We start from the raw sequence: 17,350 nt of genomic DNA on the forward strand, positions 1-17,350 counted from the left end.
GATCGGCCGGGGTTCGACGGTCTGGAGCGGGAAACGAGATTCGAACTCGCGACCCCAACCTTGGCAAGGTTGTGCTCTACCACTGAGCTATTCCCGCACTATCGATGCGCCTCGAACCCACGGTGCAGCGTTCAAGACGGCTTCGGACTGTTTGAGCCCGAAGAATTGGAGGCCAGGCCCGGAATCGAACCGAGGTACGCGGCTTTGCAGGCCGCTGCATCACCACTCTGCCACCTGGCCGGTGTCTTCGGCTACCGACCCAGCATAGCTCGGCCTTCGACAAAGAAAAACCTCGGCCTACCGGCCGAGGTTTCGCCGTTTGGAGCGGGAAACGAGATTCGAACTCGCGACCCCAACCTTGGCAAGGTTGTGCTCTACCACTGAGCTATTCCCGCGCTGTTGGCGTGCATTATAGAGACCTGGTTTCGAGGGTCAAGAACCGATTGTAAAAAATCGCGCCTTGCCTTATCAGCTTTTCTCGACGCTCAAACGCGGCCAGGCCTGACGCAGATAGAGCACCATCGACCAGAGCGTGAGTGCGGCCGAAACCGCCAGAAACGCGCACGCCACATGAAATATCAGGCCGCGCTGATACAGGCCGAACAGCATCATGAAGATCGCGAGCATCTGTAACGCAGTCTTGTACTTGCCAAGCGATCCCACGGCCACGACGCCCCGCTCACCGAGCTCGGCCATCCATTCCCGAAGCGCGGACACCGTCAGTTCCCGGCCGACGATGATCGTCGCCGGCAACGCCACGTAGTAGTGCGGCGCCCGATACGTCAGCATCACCAGCACACCACAGACGATGAGCTTGTCGGCAACGGGATCGAGAAAGGCGCCGAACGCCGACGTCTGATTCCAGCGACGGGCCAGATGGCCATCGAGCCAGTCGGTGGCGAGTGCGATGCCGAACAGGATCGCAGCCACGATATTGAAACCGGGCAACGGCACGAACAACAACCCGATCACAAACGGGATGAGGATCAAGCGGAACAGCGTCAGCCAGATGGGCAGATTCAAGATCGCTCCTCGTTGTTCGCCTGCCACGACCGCATCACGCCGAGTCGTGGAAGTAATCATAAATTCGCTGGGCGAGCGCCGTGCTGATGCCATCGACGCGCGCCAGCTCTGTCACGCCTGCCCGGGCGACCTGTCGCGGCCCGCCAAACGCCTGCAGCAGCGCCTTGCGACGCTTCGGACCGAGCCCTTCGACGCCGTCCAACTGCGAGGTGCTGCGTGCCTTGCCCCGCTGCCCTCGATGCGCGGCAATCGCGAATCGATGGGCTTCGTCGCGGATCTGCTGGATCAGATGCAGTCCGGGCGAGTCGGCAGGCAGTATAAGAGGCGTGTTGCGGTCCGGCAAAAACAGTTGCTCGAGGCCGGGTTTGCGCGTCGAGCCCTTGGCCACGCCCAGAAGCTGCACACCCGCCACGCCGAGTTCGTCGAGCACCTCACCGGCCACACCGAGCTGGCCCTTGCCGCCATCGATGAGAAGCAGATCGGGCAGCTTCGCCTCGCCGCTCTGCACGCGCTTGAAACGCCGCGTCAGTGCCTGACGCATGGCGGCGTAGTCGTCCCCGGGTTCGATGCCGGTGATGTTGAAGCGCCGATACGCCGACTTCTGCGGCGCGCCCGCCTCGAAGACCACACAGGAGGCCACTGTCTTCTCGCCCCGCGTATGACTGATATCGAAACAGGCCATCTGCATCGGGGGCTCGTCCATGCCCAGCGCTTCAGCCAGGGAGCCGAGACGTTTTTCGACGCCGGCCCGGCTGGCCAGCTGCGCCGACAGCGTCTGGGCGAGCGTGGCGCGGGTGTTGTCGAGCCAGCGCCGCCGCTCGCCGCGCACGTTGGTCTTGAGCGCCACCCGACGACCGGCCCGGGCGCTCAGGCTTTCGGCCAGCTCATCGGCTTCACTCGGCAACGGGTCGACCAGCAGCTCGGGCGGCGCCGGACGCTCGATGTAGTACTGGCTGATGAAAGCCGACATGGCATCGGCCACGGTCGTGCCGGCCGGCGCGCTCGGAAAGAAACTGCGATGCCCCAGGTTGATGCCGCCGCGCACGGTCACCACTACGACGGCCGCCACACCGCCGTCGATATCGCCGCAGATCAGGTCGAAGTCGGACTTGCCGCCGACACCCTGGTTCTGCGACTGCAGACGGCGCAGCGAAGAGATCTTCTCGCGCAACCGGGCAGCCGTCTCGAAATCCAGCCTGGCCGAGGCGGCTTCCATATCGCCGACGAGCCGGTCGATCAGGGTGTCGTTGCGGCCTTCCAGCAGCTGGACCGCATCCTGCACATCGCGGTCGTAGTCGGCCTTGTCGATCTTGCCGACACACGGCGCGCTGCAACGCTTGATCTGATACTGCAGACACGGGCGCGAGCGATTCTCGAAATAGCTGTCGCGACAGTTGCGCAGCTGAAACAGCCGCATCAGTGTGTCGGCGGTGTTCTTGACCGCCCCGGAGCTGGGAAACGGGCCGAAGTAATGCCCCGAACGCTTCTGGGCGCCGCGGTGATAGACCACGCGCGGGAAATCGTTATCGCCGGTGATCAGCAGATAGGGATAGCTCTTGTCATCCCGCAGATAGATGTTGTACCGCGGCCGATGCTTCTTGATGAGCGTGGATTCGAGCAGCAGTGCATCGTCTTCGGTGTGTGTGATCGTGACTTCGATGTTGGCGACCTGATCCAGCATCGCCTCGGTCTTGGCGTTGCCCGACGCACGCAGGAAATAGCTGGATACCCGCTTCTTGAGGTTCTTCGCCTTGCCGACATAGAGCACGTCGCCGGATGCGTCGTACATCCGGTACACGCCGGGCCGCGTCGTCAGCTGCCGTACGTAACGGTTCGGGTCGAAATCGGTCTCGCCTGTCATGCGCCCTATGATGCGCTCGGATGCGACGAAGACAAGATGTGTCTTGCCTGCACGATCACCGCGTCGAACATACCCGGCGTCAGACGCCGCGTATTCAGGTTGTAGCGGCTGCAATGATAGGAATCGAGCAGCAGCGTGCCTTCGCGCAACGGGTGCACCGCCGCATGCGCGAATGGATGCGCGCTCTGGCGCCGGTCGAGCGCCCGCAGCACGGCCTGGTGCGCCAGTCGACCGAGGGCGAGTACCACGATCGGCGTTTTCAGCTCGCAAGCCAGGAACGGCGCACAACGCGTCATTTCGGCCGCGCTCGGCCGATTCTCCGGCGGCAGGCATTTCACCGCGTTGGTGATTCGACAATCGAAAAGCGCCAGTCCATCGCCGGGCCCTTTCGAATGCGCCTGATTGGCAAAACCGTGTCGATGGAGAGCCTCGAACAACAAGCCGCCCGAGGCATCCCCGGAGAACGGTCGGCCGCTGGCATTGGCCCCGTGCATGCCCGGCGCCAGACCGACGACCAGCAGCCGGGCATCGCGCGGGCCGACCGCGGCCACCGGTGAGGCGTGATACGCCGGATGACGGCGCCGGATCGTACGCCGCAGGCCGGCCAGCCGCGGGCAGCGGCGACAGTTCGGAGCCGGTACGTCCGGCGGGCGTTGCGGCATCGGCGCCTCTTGTTCTGCGGGGCGACCGGCGATGTCGATCATCGAAGGACGCTGTCGAACCCAATGGCCGGGCTCAAGGTGTGGCATATCGTCGTGCGTCGGCCGCCGTGCATCCCGGATCGTCGCGACGCGCGCTAGGGTCTGTTGATGTTTCGTGCGAGTCCGCGCCAAGTGCGCCCTGAAATTGACGATGGGCGGCAAGACGAGGCGTCGCAGGCATAGCGTGTCATTCTGCGCCAGCGGGCTAGAACGCTGTATTGCCGTCGTGTTTTTGATTTTGGGGGCACTTGTCCCGAAGGGTTGGGCCACAAATCCCGCCCGGCGGCGTTGCGAGCCTTGATCGTGGCACGCCACGATCGGCAACTCGCGCCTTGCCGGACACGCTGCGGCCTCTCGACGAAAGGCGCTCGAACGAAACATCAACAGGCCCCAGGGCCCGAGAGCTCGCGTCATGCGCGATATTCGGCCCATGCGATGGAACCGGTGGTTTCGCCACACGCGCTCACGGACAGGCGCATCAGCTCGTCGTTTTCAGAGCTCGAGTTCTGCTTCCGAGACCACGATGCCGTCGAGATCGGCATAGAGCCAGTCGTCCGGCATGAAATTCACGCCACCGAAACGCACGAGCACATCGCGCTCGCCCTGGTTCTTTTTATCGGACTTTTTCGGGTGCGTGTTCAAGGCCTTGACCGCCATGTCCATCTGCGAAATATCGGCCGCATCCCGAATACAGCCATAGACCACGATGCCGGCCCATCCGTTGTCTATGGCCAGTTGCACGAGGTTGTCGCCCAGCAGCGCACAGCGGTCGGAGCCGCCGCCGTCGACGACCAGAACACGTCCCTCGCCCGGCTCTTCGAGGGCCAGCCGGACGACCGAGTTGTCCTCGAAGCATTTGACGGTCGAGATCGGGCCGCCGAAGTCCAGCCGGCCTCCGAAATCGGTGAACAGGGGTTCGACGATCTGCAGTTTATCGCTGAACGCGTCGCAGAGATCGGTAACGGGATACATCGCGTGTCCTCGAAAATGGGTCAGTCGGAGCGAGCCGGGCTGCGCGAGACGCCCCAGAGGCCGCCGAGCGTCAGTCCGACGAAACAGATGAGCGTCCAGGCGGGCAGAGTCAAGCCCGCGAAGCTGCCTTTGACGGTGGCACAGCTGGCATCGCCGCGCAGCACCGTGGCCACCACGTCGCTCAGCGGCATGATCTGTACGAGATAATCCAGGCCCGGACCACAGGCGGGCACCTGATCCGGCGGCAAATGCATCAACCAGACGTGGCGCGCGGCGATCGCCGCGCCGGTCAGCGCACACAGCGTGGCGAGCGCGGCATAGATCCGGCTGGCGATCGCGCCGCCGCCGTGTATCCAGCCCATCAGACAGCACAGGGCCACACCGGCCATCGCGATGCGCTGGAATATACACAACGGACAGGGATCCAGTCCGCCGACATATTGCAGCAGATAGGCGAAGACGAGTGCCGCGACCGGCACGAGGGTGCCAATCGCGAAGTAAGGCCGGGTACTCATCAGCGAATCGTCCCACAGCCCGCGCGAACCGACAATGCGCGGCCCTGTGCTAGGCTTGACCGACACCACGAGGCGCGGATATGCCATGACGACAGCTCGTGTCGTGGCGCGTGCCGCGGCCTGCTTGATATTACCGATCACAATGCCCTGCGTGGCCGCCGTTCCAGCCATTCCCGCGCTATCAACGGCCCCAATGCCGGCACTGGCCGCCCTGCTGGATCCGGAAAGCGCCCCCCGAGTGCCGGCCTTCGTCGACCCGTTCACACTCAACCGTCCAGCTCGCAACGCGCTCGCCTCGGCCGATCATCTGCTGGCACACCGCTCGGCGCGAATCGCCGGCCCGCCACTGCCGGCCAGAACGCGTCGTCATCTACGCAAGCGCATCGCCCGGGTTCTGCCGCGCTACGACGCCCTGTTCCGGCGCGCCGCCGACGACTACCAGCTACCGGCCTCCCTGCTCGCCGCCCAGGCCTATATCGAGTCGAAGTGGCGACCCAAGGCACATTATCGCGGCGCCGCCGGCATGATGATGCTCTCCGAGCCGGCCGCGCACGTCGTCGGCGTGACGAATCGCTATTCGCCGCGCGAGAGCGTGCACGGCGGGGCGCGTTATCTGAACCGCCTGCGTCAGCGCATTCCGCCGGACGTGCCACGGCCCGATCGTGATCTGTTCGCCCTGGCGGCCTACAACATGGGATACGCGCATCTGATCGATGCCCGCATACTCGCCCGGACGCTCGGTCGGAACCCGAACCTATGGGCGGACATCCGCGAAGTGCTGCCGTTGATGAGCGAGCCGCGTTACTACACCGAGCTGGCGCGCGGCTACGTCCGCGGCGCTGCGGTGGTGCGCTACGTCGAGCGTATCCGTCGCTACCAGGCGCTCATTGCACCGCATATCGACTGATCGCTCCGTTTCATCGGCCACAGGGCCTGCGTTTTCACTGTTCAGAGATCCGATTTGTCTACACCGATTTCCGGCGACACGCCTCACATTGCCCGTCACGGCCCACTCAGGCTGGCCGGCCGGGTCTTCTATCCAGTCGTTGTCCTGATTCTCGCACTGGTGGTCGCCACGATCGCCGCCCCCGAGACGATGTCGCATGCTTTCAGCGTCACACTCGATGCGATCGTCCATTATCTCGGCTGGTATTACGTCCTGGCCTGTGCCGGTTTCATCGGATTCTGTTTCTGGGTCGGCCTGTCACGCTTCGGCAGCCTGCGTATCGGCCCGGATGACGCCCGGCCGGACTTCTCGCGTCTGTCCTGGTACACGATGCTGTTCTCGGCCGGCATCGGGATCGGCGTGATCTTCTACGGGACCGCCGAGCCCGTCGCGCACTACCACAACGCGCCGCGCGAGTTCGCCTCGAATACGGTCGAGGCAGCGCGCTACGCCGTGCATCTGACCTGGATGGAATGGGGCATGACCCCGTTTGCGATCTATATCGTGGTCGGTCTGGCCCTGGGGTTCGCAACCCACCGCCGCGGCCGCCCGTTGACCATCCGCTGGGGACTCGAACCCCTGCTGGGCCGACGCGTCGAGGGCTGGCTCGGCGACCTGATCGATATCGTGGCGATCATCGGCACGGTGTTCGGCCTGGCTACCTCGCTCGGGCTGGGGGTGATGCAGATCAATTCGGGGCTGGACAAGCTCGGCCTCATCGAGTCCTCGCTCGACTGGCGCGTGACTTTCATTGCCCTGATCAGCCTCGGCGCCGGCATCTCGGTCCTGTCCGGGCTGGATCGCGGCATCAAGTGGCTTTCCAACGTCAATATCGCCCTGGCCTGCGTACTGCTGTTCTGGGTGCTGTCCTTCGGGCCGACCGTGTTTCTGCTCAAGAGCGTGACCGCCTCGATCGGCTATTACTTCAACCATATCCTGCAATCGACCTTCGAAACCGATTTCGCCCAGCGGAGCGATCAATGGCAGTCCTACTGGACGGTGTTCTTCTGGGCCTGGTGGATCGCCTGGGGGCCCTTCGTGGGCACCTTTCTCGCCCGCATATCGCGCGGTCGCACGGTGCGGGAGTTCGCGCTCGGCGTACTCCTCATCCCCACGGCCGGCATCTGTCTCTGGTTCGGCGTGATGGGCTGGGCCGCGCTGCATCGCGAGATGTTCGGCCCGGGGGGCCTGGGTGATGTACCCGGCAAACAGGTCATATTCGACTATCTCGCTGGTCTGCCGCTGTCGTTTTACAGCTCACTGCTGGCGATCGCGCTCATCGTGACGTTCTTCGTCACATCGGCCGATTCCGGGGCTTTCGTCCTGGCCGTGCTTTCGACCGGTGGACTGACCCGCCCGCCTGCGCCCACGCGCGCGCTGTGGGTGTTACTGCAGGGGCTGGTGAGTATCGCACTGGCCCTGGCCGGCGGGCTGTCCGCGCTCCAGGCTGCGTCGCTGGCCGGCGGTTTGCCGTTCTCGATCGTGATGATCGCGCTGTGCGTGGCCGTGGTGAAAAGCATGCAGCGCGATCTCGCTGCCAGCGCGCCTCCGCCGTCTCGCTGACGTCGCCGCCGGGCGAACACGCCGGTCCGGTTCTTGCTTGTCCGGCGCTCGTACCGGCGCCGGGCACGCCCATACTCGACGAATGAATAGCTGATGCCGGCGCTGCCCGATGGGTAGGGTGCGCGCTTGTCGCGATCCGTCGATAGGCCCGTGCCACCGTCGATCCGATTTCTCATCCAAGGGGCAACATGACATCCACACCCGCCGACGCACCGGCCATATCTCGTAATAAATCCTTTTCGACAGTCTTCCTGATCGAGCTGTGGGAGCGCTTCGGCTTCTACGGCATGCAGGTGCTGATCGTCTATTTCATGGTTCAGCAGCTCGGTTTCGCCGATCGCCGGGCCAATCTGGTCTGGGGCGCAGCGGCCGCGCTGATCTATGTGGCACCGGCCGTCGGCGGCTGGATCGGCGACAAGATCCTGGGCACGCGACGCACGATGCTCATCGGCGCCAGCGTGCTCGCGCTCGGCTACGCCTGCATGAGCGTGCCGACCGTGAACACGTGGTTTCTGTTCGCCGCCATCGGCGTGATCATCGTCGGCAACGGCCTGTTCAAGGCCAACGCCGGCAATCTGGTACGCAAGATATTCGAGGGGGACGACTCGAAGATCGACTCGGCATTCACCATCTATTACATGGCGGTGAACGTCGGCTCGGCGGTATCGCAACTGCTCACGCCCTGGGTCAAGGATTACGTCAACGAGGTCTACGGCCACGGCTACGGCTGGCATGCCGCCTTCGCCGTATGTTTCTTCGGCCTCCTCGTGGGACTGGCCAACTACTTCGTGATGCGGGCCTCGATGCATCACATCGGTTCGGAGCCGGATCATCATCCCGTCGCCTGGCACAAGCTCGGCCTGGTGGCGATCGGTGCGATCGCGGCGATCGCCTTGTCGACCGCGATCCTGCAATACGAGACGCTGGCCCGTATCTTCGTGCTCGGCGCCGGCCTGGCGGTACTGGCGATCTTCTGGTTCCTGATCAGCCGCGGCGATCGCGCCGAACGCGCCGGTCTCATCGCGGCCCTGGTCCTGGTCGTGCAGACCGTGTTCTTCTTCATCTTCTATCAGCAGATGTCGAGCTCGCTGGCCCTGTTCGCGCTGCGTAACGTCGACCCCGATTTTTCGGTCTTCGGCGTGCACCTCTGGAACTGGTCGCCGGCACAGTTTCAGGCCCTGAACCCGCTATGGATCATGGTGCTCTCGCCGATTCTGGCGTCGCTGTATACGCGCGCCGGCAATCGGGGTGCGGATCTGTCGATCGCCTCCAAGTTCGCGCTGGGCTTCGTGTTCGTGGCCATCGGCTTTTTCGTCTACAGTTCGGCCATCTGGTTCGCCACCAACGGCAAGGCCAACTCCTGGGTGATGGTCTGGGGCTACGGCTTCGGCGCGCTGGGTGAGCTGCTGGTCAGCGGCCTCGGGCTGGCGATGATCGCGCGCTATGTACCGGCACGGATGAGCGGTTTCATGATGGGCGCCTATTTCGTGTCGTCGGGCTGCTCGCAGTATCTCGGCGGGCTGGTGGCCAATGTCGCGAGCGTGCCGGAGGGTGTGACCGATCCGACCCAAACCTTGCCGATCTATACCACGCTGTTCTTCGAGCTCGGCGTGACCGGCGTCATCTGCACGCTCATCGCGTTTGCTGTCGTGCCCTGGATGAAACGCCTGGGCCGTATCCACGCCGCCGGCGCCGAGGCCATGAGCACGCACTGATCGCCCAGCGCGATCATCCCCGCGGCACCCGTCGTTGCCAGACGTGTGCCGCGGGTTCAGGCTCGGTGCACGATCCATTGCCAGACGCACCATGCTGAAGCTCTATTATCATCCCTCGCCCAACCCGGCGAAGGTCGCGCTCTATCTCGAGGAAGCCGGTCTGGACTACGAAATCGTGCCGATCGATACCCGCAAGGGCGAGCAGCACGACCCCGCGTTCCTGAAGATCAACCCCAACGCCAAGACACCGGCCCTGGTCGATACCGAAACCGGCGCAACGGTGTTCGATAGCACTGCAATTCTGCTCTACCTGGCCGAACGTTACGGCAGGTTCACCTTGCCCGAAGACCCGGCCACCCGTGCCCAGGCGCTCTCCTGGCTGATGTTCATCGCCACCGGCATCGGGCCGTATTCCGGCCAGTGTGTGCATTTCCGACACTTTGCGCCCGAAGGCAACGAGTACGGCGTGAACCGCTACGATTTCGAGGCCAATCGGCACTGGCAGCTCGTCGATGATCATCTGGCCCGACAGACCTACATGGCCGGCGACGAATACGGCCTGGTCGATATCGCACTCTGGGGCTGGTGTGGCCCGGTGCCGTTCATCATGGGCGACGACGATGCCTGGTCGCGCTTTCCGAACATCAAGCGCCTGTTCGACGAGATCAGTGCCCGCCCGGCCGCTGAACGTGCGCGGGCCGCCAAGGAACGACACGCGTTCAAGACCGATTTCGACGAAGAGTCACGGCAGGCCTTGTTCCCGCAGAACGAACGCCTGAAATAATCGGTCCGGTCTGGCCGGCACGCCGGACGTTGCCTCATAGCGTCCGGTATGCGGCCGCGGCCGAACCGGCATCCAAACCGCGACCGCGCCGGTGTTGTGGCACAAACCGCGCGCTGCAACACGTTCGGGTTCTTCACCGAAAGACACGCGTTCGAGGGTATTCGGGCCTGTTATTGATCCGGCACCAGAACAGCTGACGACGTCAGCTGTCTTCAACGCCATCGAAAGAAACGCCGGCACTTGTCCGTCTTTTGTTTTCGATGGCTTCACGGCCGTTGGCCGTGGCGCGCGTGCTGTCGCACACGCGCGTCATCAACCCGAAAAATCATCTATTTTTATGCCGGGTTAATCACACGTCGCACGTGACCGCATTGCCGCCCAAAAGTCGGCCAGGCGAGGCGCATGGCGCTGACCTTGGTCATGCCAGGGTCAAGCCGTGCAACGCCGCAGGGCGCGATTTGTGGCCCATCCTTCGGGACAAGCGCCCCGCAATCAAGAACACGACGGCAATACAGCGTTCTAGCACGCTGGTGCAGCATGACACGCTATGCCTGCGACGCCTCGTCTTGCCGCCCATCGTCAATTTCAGGGCACACTGGGCGCGGACTCGCACGAAACCTCAACAGGCCCAAGGCCGGGATCGTCCGCGGTCCGTTGCCGCAGACACCGAGCCCATCCGATTGGGCGAGCCGCTGCTCGCTTTCGTGCGCGGTCTGGACCTCGACCGGGGGCTTTCTGCCACCGGACAAGGCAGGCGCCGAGCGGCGCACACCATCAAGTCACCGCAGCTTGTGCACGGTAACGCGGATCGTCGTAGGTACGACGCGCGAGAATCGAGACCAGTCTTTCGGCGGCCGCGACGACGTCCGTGTAACGCGTGTAGAGCGGCGCGAAACCGAAGCGCATGATATCCGGCGCGCGCATGTCACCGATCACGCCCGCGTCGATCAAGGCCTGCATGACGGCGTAGGCCTCGGGGTGACGAAAGGAAACCTGGCTACCCCGATGTGCGGCGTCCCGGGGCGATGCCAGCGTCAGCGCCTCGTCATCCGTGTTGGCTTCCACGGTTTCGATGAACAAGTGACAGAGCGCGATCGACTTCTCGCGAAGCTGTTGCATATCGATGCCTTGCCAAAGCCCGAGCGCTGCTTCGAGCGCGCGCATGGCAATGATCGGCGGCGTGCCGGTCAGAAACGCGGCGATATCCGCTCTCGGCCGGAACGCCGGCTCGAAAGCAAACGGCTCGGCATGACCGAACCAGCCGGCCAGCGGCTGGGCGATCTGATGCCGATGGCGTGGATGGGCATAGATGAACGCGGGCGCCCCCGGCCCGCCGTTCAGGTATTTGTAGCCACAGCCCACGGCGAAATCCACCTCGGCATCGCGCAGCGCCAACGGCACCGCCCCGGCCGAGTGCGCCAGATCCCAGACCACCACCGCGCCGACGGCATGGGCTGCGGCCGTGATGTCGGCCATGTCGTGCATCTCGCCGGTGCGGTAATCGATATGCGTCAGCAGCACGACCGCAACGTCTTCATCCAGCGTATCCGCGATGGATTCGTCCGGCGTCAGCCACGCCACCCGGCAAGCGCCCGGCGCGCGGGCGGCAGCCTGCTCGGCGATGTACAGATCGGTCGGGAAATTGTCGCGCTCGGCAACCAGGCGGCCCCGACCTTCGCGAATGGACAGCGCTACGGCCAGCACCTTGTAAAGATTGACGGAAGTGCTGTCACAACAGACGACATCATCCGGCGCGGCACCGATCAGCGGTGCGATGGCCGCGCCGACGCGGCCGGGCAGCGTTACCCAACCGGCATCGTTCCAGGACCCAATCAGCCCGCGGCCCCATTCCTCGGCGACGGTATCGGCGACCGCGGCCTGGGCCGCGTGCGTCAACGGTCCCAACGAATTGCCGTCTAGGTAGATCGTGTCATTCGGCAACACGAAATGGTCACGCCGATCGGCAAGCGGGTCGGCAGCATCCAGCCGGCGGGCGTGGGCAGCTGGGGTCATTCGGGTACCTCTTCTCGCGCGCTGAGCGCGTATTCGTTCACGATCGCCAGTCTTCGGTCGTCAATGCATATCGTTCGTGATCCCGCCAGGCCCCGTTGATCCACAGATAGCGCGGGGAAAATCCTTCCAACCGGAAGCCCAGGCGTCTCACCAGGGCCTTGGACGGGTGATTGCCGGGCTGGATGTTCGCCTCGAGGCGATGCAGCCCGTGGTGATCGAAGGCGCGCTCGATCACCAGCCGCAGAGCGGCCTGCATCAAGCCCTGTCCGGCGTACGGTGTGAAGACGAAATAAGCCAGATACGCCGAGCACAGCGCCCCGTGCACGATCTCGTTGAGATGCACACAGCCGACCAGCGCATCGTCTGCATCGACCGCGACATAACTGATCTGATTGTCTGCGCCGTAGCGCGCCAGATGCTGACGAAACGCTGAGACACTGCGCGGCGGGGTGATCCAGGGATGATGCAGCCGGGTACTGCGACGCGCTGCCGCGACGAAAGCATCTTCGTGGCGCGATTGAATGGGCTCAATCGACAGCATGGCGTCTCGTGCTTGGCAATCCGGAGCGCGTCAGTCTAAGCGCCGCAGCCCCGCCGCGCGAGGCATGGCGCCTGCCGAATCGCGTGATGTCTGCTGAACAGGGGAAATTGACCGTCTCCGTGCGATCTGGAAACCTCGCGCTTTGATCTCAATCAGCGCAAACGCCATGTCCGATTCCCAACAAGGCCCCCTATCCGCACAGTTGCTGTCGCCGGAGACCTTCCCCCGGCTGCTGGAAGACAGCAAGCAACTTGTCTCCAGCGAGGTGGAGAAAAAGAACCTGGCACTGCGTACCGCATTCAACATGGTCCGCAAGGCCAAGCCGGATCTGATCGACCGGGCCATGCGTGCCCTGCTGCCGGAGTTCGTGGGCGCCTTGGAACCGTTCTACCAGGAGGCCGCGGCCAAGCCGGATGTGCAGTTCCGTGACCATCTGCTGGCCAACGAGGACGAAGTGGCCAACGCGCTCCTGACCGTCAGCGACCGTCGCGTCAAGGACGTCGACAACAAGGTCGTCAAATCCGGCTATCAGCGCCTGCGCGGCCGCGCACACAAGGAAGTGGTGACTGCCATGCCGGGCATCGCGACCGTGATGTCGAAGCACGTCTCGTAACGCGCGCTCATCGTCGCCCGGCGCCACGTCTGCGATGCGTGGCGGCCGGCACGGTGTCGGGCTTTCTAAACCAGCTGGCAGCGGGCTCTCGATAGACCAGATACAGGCCGACCACCGTCGCCACGACCTGGGCGACCGTCAGCACTGCCGAGACCGGAATCACCGAAAAATACGCAAAGGCGAGCGGCAGGCCCGGCGCGACGCCGACGAGAAAGACGGCGAGCAATCCGCCGCGCGCCCAGGATGCGCCCATCGCGAGATAGATCACGAGCAGCGTCATGACCGAATAGGTCGCCAGAAAAGTGAATACGGTGAATCCGTGACCGCCCGGGCCGGCCGGCGCGTACAGCGTCAGCACGAGCTTGGCCAGCCCCAGAACGACGGTCGCACCGATTAGCGCGATCGCGACCCGGACCGAAGACGGGCGAGGTTGCACGATATCTTGCATGCGGATGCCTCCGATCGGCGCAGGTGCCGTATCGATATGGGCCGACACGGCACCTGCATAACGCTTACTGCTTGATGCCGCCGTGGGTCAGATCCATCGGATCGAGCAGGCGATCCAGCTCGGCCTCGGACAGATCGGTCTGCTCCATGGCCAGTTCCTTGACCGGCCGGCCTTCCTTGTAGGCCTGCTTGGCAATGGCTGCGCCCTTGTCGTAGCCGATGACCGCATTCAGCGCGGTCACCAGGATCGGGTTCTTCGACAGCGCATCCTGTAGGTTGGCTTCGTTGACCGTGAACCCGGCGATCGCCTTGTCGGCGAGGACGCGGCAGGACTGCGTCAACAACGTCACCGACTGCAACAGGTTATAGGCCACGACAGGCAGCATCACATTCAGCTGAAAGTTGCCGGCCTGGCCGGAGACCGTGATCGTGGTGTGATTGCCCATGACCTGCGCGGCGACCATGGCGACCGCTTCCGGGATCACCGGATTGACCTTGCCGGGCATGATCGACGAGCCCGGCTGCAGGGCCGGCAGCTGGATTTCACCCAACCCGGCCAACGGGCCGGAATTCATCCAGCGCAGGTCATTGGCGATCTTCATCAGCGAGACCGCAATGGTGTTGAGCTGGCCGGAAAGCTCGACGGCGGCATCCTGGCTCGACAGGCTCTCGAAATAGTTTTCGCTGGTCTCGAACTGGCACGAGCTCGCCGTGCTGACGGCCTTGGCGAAACGGGCGCCGAACTCCGGATGGGCGTTGATGCCGGTGCCGACCGCCGTGCCGCCCTGGGCGAGCATCCGCATGCGCTTGAGCGCCGATTCCACGCGCGCAATGTTGGCATCGATCTGTGCGGCCCAGCCGCCCAGTTCCTGATCGAAGCGTACCGGCATGGCATCCATCAGGTGCGTTCGCCCGGTCTTGACCACCTCGGACAGCTCGTCGCCCTTGTTATAGAGCGTATCGCGCAGGTGGCGCAGCGCCGGCAGCAGATGCTTTTCGCATTCGAGGGTCGCCGCGACGTGGATCGAGGTCGGGATCGTATCGTTGGACGACTGCCCCATGTTCACGTGATCGTTGGGGTGCACGGTCTGACCGGCCGTGCGGGTCGCCAGATGCGCGATGACCTCGTTGCTGTTCATGTTGGTCGACGTGCCTGACCCGGTCTGGAAGATATCGACCGGGAAGTGATCGTCGTAATCGCCGGCCGCGACCGCATTGGCCGCCGAGACAATGGCCTCGGCGATCGCATCATCGAGCAGCCCGAGATCGCGGTTGACTTCGGCAGCGCTGGCCTTGATCAGCCCCAGCGCGCTGATCATCGCGCGCGGCGCACGCAGATCCGAGATCGGGAAGTTCTCGACCGCACGCTGGGACTGGGCGCCCCAGAGCGCGTCCTTGGGCACGCGCAACTCGCCCATGCTGTCTTTTTCGATGCGATAGTTCTCGTCGGCGGCCATTGGACAGACTCCTGTTTCGCGGCGTGGAAAATGCGATTGCGCCAACACCGACCGAAGCGCACGGACGACGGGGCACGGACATTTTTGTAGAATCCGCGATTCTATCACCGCCCACCGACCGCACGTGCCCATGCCACTGCATCTGACCGCGCTCTCCGCCATCTCGCCGATCGACGGCCGCTACGGCACAAAATGCGCCGATCTTCGATCGATCTGCAGCGAATACGGCTTGATTCGCTATCGACTCATCGTCGAGATCCGCTGGTTCCAGGCACTGGCCTCGGAGCCCGCGCTGCCCGAGATCGAGCCGATGTCGACCACGGCCAACGCGTATCTCGAGTCGGTGATCGACGACTTCGATGAAGGCGAGGCCGAAGCCGTCAAACGGATCGAGCGGACCACCAACCACGACGTGAAGGCGGTCGAATACTACCTGCGCGACAAGATCGAGCACTTCGACGAGATCGCCCACGTCAGCCAGTTCATCCACTTCGCCAGCACGTCCGAGGACATCAACAATCTGGCCTACGCCCAGATGCTGCGCGACGCCCGTGATACCGTCGTCCTGCCGCGACTGGACCAGGTCATTGAAGCGCTTGCCGTGATGGCCGACGTGTATGCCGACTATGCGATGCTCTCGCGCACCCACGGCCAGGCCGCCTCGCCCACCACGCTCGGCAAGGAAATGGCGGTTTTCGTGCAACGCCTTCGGCGCCAGCGCGCCGCGCTGGCCGAAATGCCGATGCTCGGCAAGATGAACGGCGCGGTCGGCAACTTCAACGCCCACATGGCCGCCTATCCCGACGCCGACTGGCCGGCGATCACGTCCGCCTTCATCCAGGGCCTGGGCCTGGAGGTCAGCCCGGCGACCACGCAGATCGAGCCGCACGACTACGTCGCCGAGTTCTTCCATGGGCTGATGCGCGCCAACACGATCCTGATCGACCTGGCTCGAGATGTCTGGGGCTATATCTCGCTCGGCTATTTCCGCCAGGCCACGGTCGAAGGCGAAGTCGGTTCGTCGACGATGCCGCACAAGGTCAACCCGATCGATTTCGAGAACGCCGAAGGCAACCTGGGCATCGCCAACGCGCTGATGGATCATCTCGCGGGCAAACTGCCGATCTCGCGGTGGCAACGCGATCTGACCGACTCGACGGTGTTGCGCAATCTTGGCGTGGGCCTGGCCCATTCGACCCTGTCCTACGATGCGCTGCTACGGGGCCTTGGCAAGCTCGAAGCCGATGCCACACGCCTCGATCAGGACCTGGAAGCGAACTGGATGGTGCTCGCCGAAGCGATCCAGACCGTGATGCGCGTGCGCGGTATCGACCAGGCCTACGAACAACTCAAGACGCTCACGCGCGGCAAGAAGGTCGACTCCGAGGCGATGAACACGTTCATCGACACGCTCGCGATCACCGACGAGGACAAGGTGCGCCTCAAGGCGATGCGTCCGGCTGACTACGTCGGCAACGCACCGGCCCAGGCCCAGCGGGCGGTCGACGCGGTACAGGACTGATTCAGTGGAGGTCCTGGAAGCGATACGTGCCCGGCGCTCGGTTCGGAAGTTCGACCCTGATCACCGCATGACGGCCGACGAGATCGACACGCTGATGCAGCACGTGATCCTCTCGCCGACGGCCTTCAATATCCAGAACTGGCGGTTCGTCGCCGTCACGGATCCGGCGCGACGCACCGAGATCAGAAAGGCGGCGTGGGATCAATCACAGGTCACCGAGGCCTCGTTACTGCTCGTGCTGTGCATGGACCTGCGCAGCTGGGAGAAATCGCCGGAACGCTACTGGCGCAACGCGCCGGCGAAGGTCTCCGAGAGCATGATCCGAGAGATCCGTCATTTCTATCGCGACGACGACATGCTCCAGCGCGACGAGGGCATGCGTTCCTGCGGCATGGCCGCCCAGACCGCCATGCTGGCCGCCAAGGCCATGGGTTACGACTCCTGCCCGATGGACGGCTTCGACTTCAAACGGGTCGGCCATCTCATCGATCTGCCGGCCGATCACCGCATCTGCATGATGATCTGCATCGGCCGATCGATGGCCCAAGCGCATCCGCGCGCCGGCCAGCTCGATCTTGACGAGGTCTACATGCAGGACGGGTTCGCCTGAGGCCGGCGTGAGCCGCCCGGCTCCGGCGCCGAGTGCGGCGCCGGATCGGACCGGCCCGTCCGCGGTC

16 protein-coding genes and 3 tRNA genes are annotated in these 17,350 nt (G+C 64.0%); 7 read left to right on the forward strand and 12 right to left on the reverse strand.

All coding sequences use genetic code 11. From position 1 onward, the window contains the following. Positions 1-22 precede the first annotated feature (22 nt). The 8 genes from D3260_RS01695 to D3260_RS01730 all read right to left on the reverse strand — a co-directional run bounded on the left by D3260_RS01695 (position 23) and on the right by D3260_RS01730 (position 5,072). A tRNA-Gly gene (locus D3260_RS01695) sits at positions 23-97 on the reverse strand. A 69-nt stretch (positions 98-166) separates the two neighbouring features. Beyond that, positions 167-240: transfer RNA gene (locus D3260_RS01700), tRNA-Cys, on the reverse strand. Between the two features lie 80 nt (positions 241-320). Next, positions 321-395: transfer RNA gene (locus D3260_RS01705), tRNA-Gly, on the reverse strand. A 73-nt stretch (positions 396-468) separates the two neighbouring features. After that, the gene (pgsA, locus tag D3260_RS01710) at positions 469-1,023 is read right to left on the reverse strand and encodes a CDP-diacylglycerol--glycerol-3-phosphate 3-phosphatidyltransferase (RefSeq protein ID WP_120096816.1); all 555 of its coding nucleotides are present in this window, start codon (positions 1,021-1,023) and stop codon (positions 469-471) included. A 34-nt stretch (positions 1,024-1,057) separates the two neighbouring features. Continuing rightward, complete coding sequence (gene uvrC, locus D3260_RS01715) at positions 1,058-2,884, reverse strand: excinuclease ABC subunit UvrC (RefSeq protein WP_120096817.1); 1,827 nt, start codon at positions 2,882-2,884, stop codon at positions 1,058-1,060. A 5-nt stretch (positions 2,885-2,889) separates the two neighbouring features. After that, positions 2,890-3,546, reverse strand: a complete 657-nt coding sequence (locus D3260_RS01720; protein ID WP_120096933.1) for a uracil-DNA glycosylase — start codon at positions 3,544-3,546, stop codon at positions 2,890-2,892. Positions 3,547-4,077: 531 nt separating this feature from the next. Next, the gene (gene rraA, locus D3260_RS01725) at positions 4,078-4,557 is read right to left on the reverse strand and encodes a ribonuclease E activity regulator RraA (protein WP_120096818.1); all 480 of its coding nucleotides are present in this window, start codon (positions 4,555-4,557) and stop codon (positions 4,078-4,080) included. Between the two features lie 20 nt (positions 4,558-4,577). Then, the gene (locus D3260_RS01730) at positions 4,578-5,072 is read right to left on the reverse strand and encodes a disulfide bond formation protein B (RefSeq protein ID WP_120096819.1); all 495 of its coding nucleotides are present in this window, start codon (positions 5,070-5,072) and stop codon (positions 4,578-4,580) included. A gap of 193 nt (positions 5,073-5,265) precedes the next feature. Here D3260_RS01730 and D3260_RS01735 point away from each other — a divergent pair, with 193 nt between their 5' ends. The 4 genes from D3260_RS01735 to D3260_RS01750 all read left to right on the forward strand — a co-directional run bounded on the left by D3260_RS01735 (position 5,266) and on the right by D3260_RS01750 (position 10,080). After that, positions 5,266-5,979 carry a transglycosylase SLT domain-containing protein gene (locus D3260_RS01735; RefSeq protein WP_158583341.1) on the forward strand — a complete coding sequence of 238 codons (714 nt, stop codon included), beginning with the start codon at positions 5,266-5,268 and terminating at the stop codon, positions 5,977-5,979. Positions 5,980-6,033: 54 nt separating this feature from the next. After that, positions 6,034-7,581, forward strand: coding sequence for a BCCT family transporter (locus D3260_RS01740; protein ID WP_158583342.1), 1,548 nt, complete (start codon positions 6,034-6,036; stop codon positions 7,579-7,581). Between the two features lie 188 nt (positions 7,582-7,769). Further along, positions 7,770-9,296 carry a peptide MFS transporter gene (locus D3260_RS01745; protein ID WP_120096822.1) on the forward strand — a complete coding sequence of 509 codons (1,527 nt, stop codon included), beginning with the start codon at positions 7,770-7,772 and terminating at the stop codon, positions 9,294-9,296. A 91-nt stretch (positions 9,297-9,387) separates the two neighbouring features. Continuing rightward, the gene (locus D3260_RS01750; RefSeq protein WP_120096823.1) at positions 9,388-10,080 is read left to right on the forward strand and encodes a glutathione S-transferase family protein; all 693 of its coding nucleotides are present in this window, start codon (positions 9,388-9,390) and stop codon (positions 10,078-10,080) included. Between the two features lie 774 nt (positions 10,081-10,854). On the opposite strand, the gene kynU is transcribed toward D3260_RS01750, so the two are convergent. Both kynU and D3260_RS01760 read right to left on the reverse strand, forming a co-directional pair. Then, positions 10,855-12,093, reverse strand: a complete 1,239-nt coding sequence (kynU, locus tag D3260_RS01755) for a kynureninase (RefSeq protein ID WP_120096824.1) — start codon at positions 12,091-12,093, stop codon at positions 10,855-10,857. A 37-nt stretch (positions 12,094-12,130) separates the two neighbouring features. Further along, positions 12,131-12,634 (reverse strand): GNAT family N-acetyltransferase, encoded by a 504-nt coding sequence (locus tag D3260_RS01760; protein ID WP_120096825.1) that lies wholly within the window; start codon positions 12,632-12,634, stop codon positions 12,131-12,133. A gap of 166 nt (positions 12,635-12,800) precedes the next feature. On the opposite strand from D3260_RS01760, the gene D3260_RS01765 reads away from it, so the two are divergent. Then, complete coding sequence (locus tag D3260_RS01765) at positions 12,801-13,247, forward strand: hypothetical protein (RefSeq protein ID WP_147418075.1); 447 nt, start codon at positions 12,801-12,803, stop codon at positions 13,245-13,247. A 7-nt stretch (positions 13,248-13,254) separates the two neighbouring features. On the opposite strand, the gene D3260_RS01770 is transcribed toward D3260_RS01765, so the two are convergent. Beyond that, on the reverse strand, positions 13,255-13,695 hold the full coding sequence (locus D3260_RS01770; RefSeq protein WP_147418076.1) for a hypothetical protein: 441 nt from the start codon (positions 13,693-13,695) through the stop codon (positions 13,255-13,257). Positions 13,696-13,759: 64 nt separating this feature from the next. Continuing rightward, entirely contained in the window at positions 13,760-15,151 is a 1,392-nt protein-coding gene (locus D3260_RS01775) for an aspartate ammonia-lyase (protein ID WP_120096828.1), read from the reverse strand. 130 nt (positions 15,152-15,281) lie between these two features. Between D3260_RS01775 and purB the strand changes: the two genes are divergently transcribed. Next, the gene (gene purB, locus D3260_RS01780) at positions 15,282-16,673 is read left to right on the forward strand and encodes an adenylosuccinate lyase (protein ID WP_120096829.1); all 1,392 of its coding nucleotides are present in this window, start codon (positions 15,282-15,284) and stop codon (positions 16,671-16,673) included. A gap of 4 nt (positions 16,674-16,677) precedes the next feature. Beyond that, a complete protein-coding gene (locus D3260_RS01785) occupies positions 16,678-17,283 on the forward strand; it encodes a nitroreductase family protein (RefSeq protein WP_120096830.1) in 606 nt (201 codons plus the stop codon). Positions 17,284-17,350 lie beyond the last annotated feature (67 nt).

The sequence above is a fragment of the Salinisphaera sp. Q1T1-3 genome, from assembly GCF_003602005.1.
Taxonomy (GTDB): domain Bacteria; phylum Pseudomonadota; class Gammaproteobacteria; order Nevskiales; family Salinisphaeraceae; genus Salinisphaera.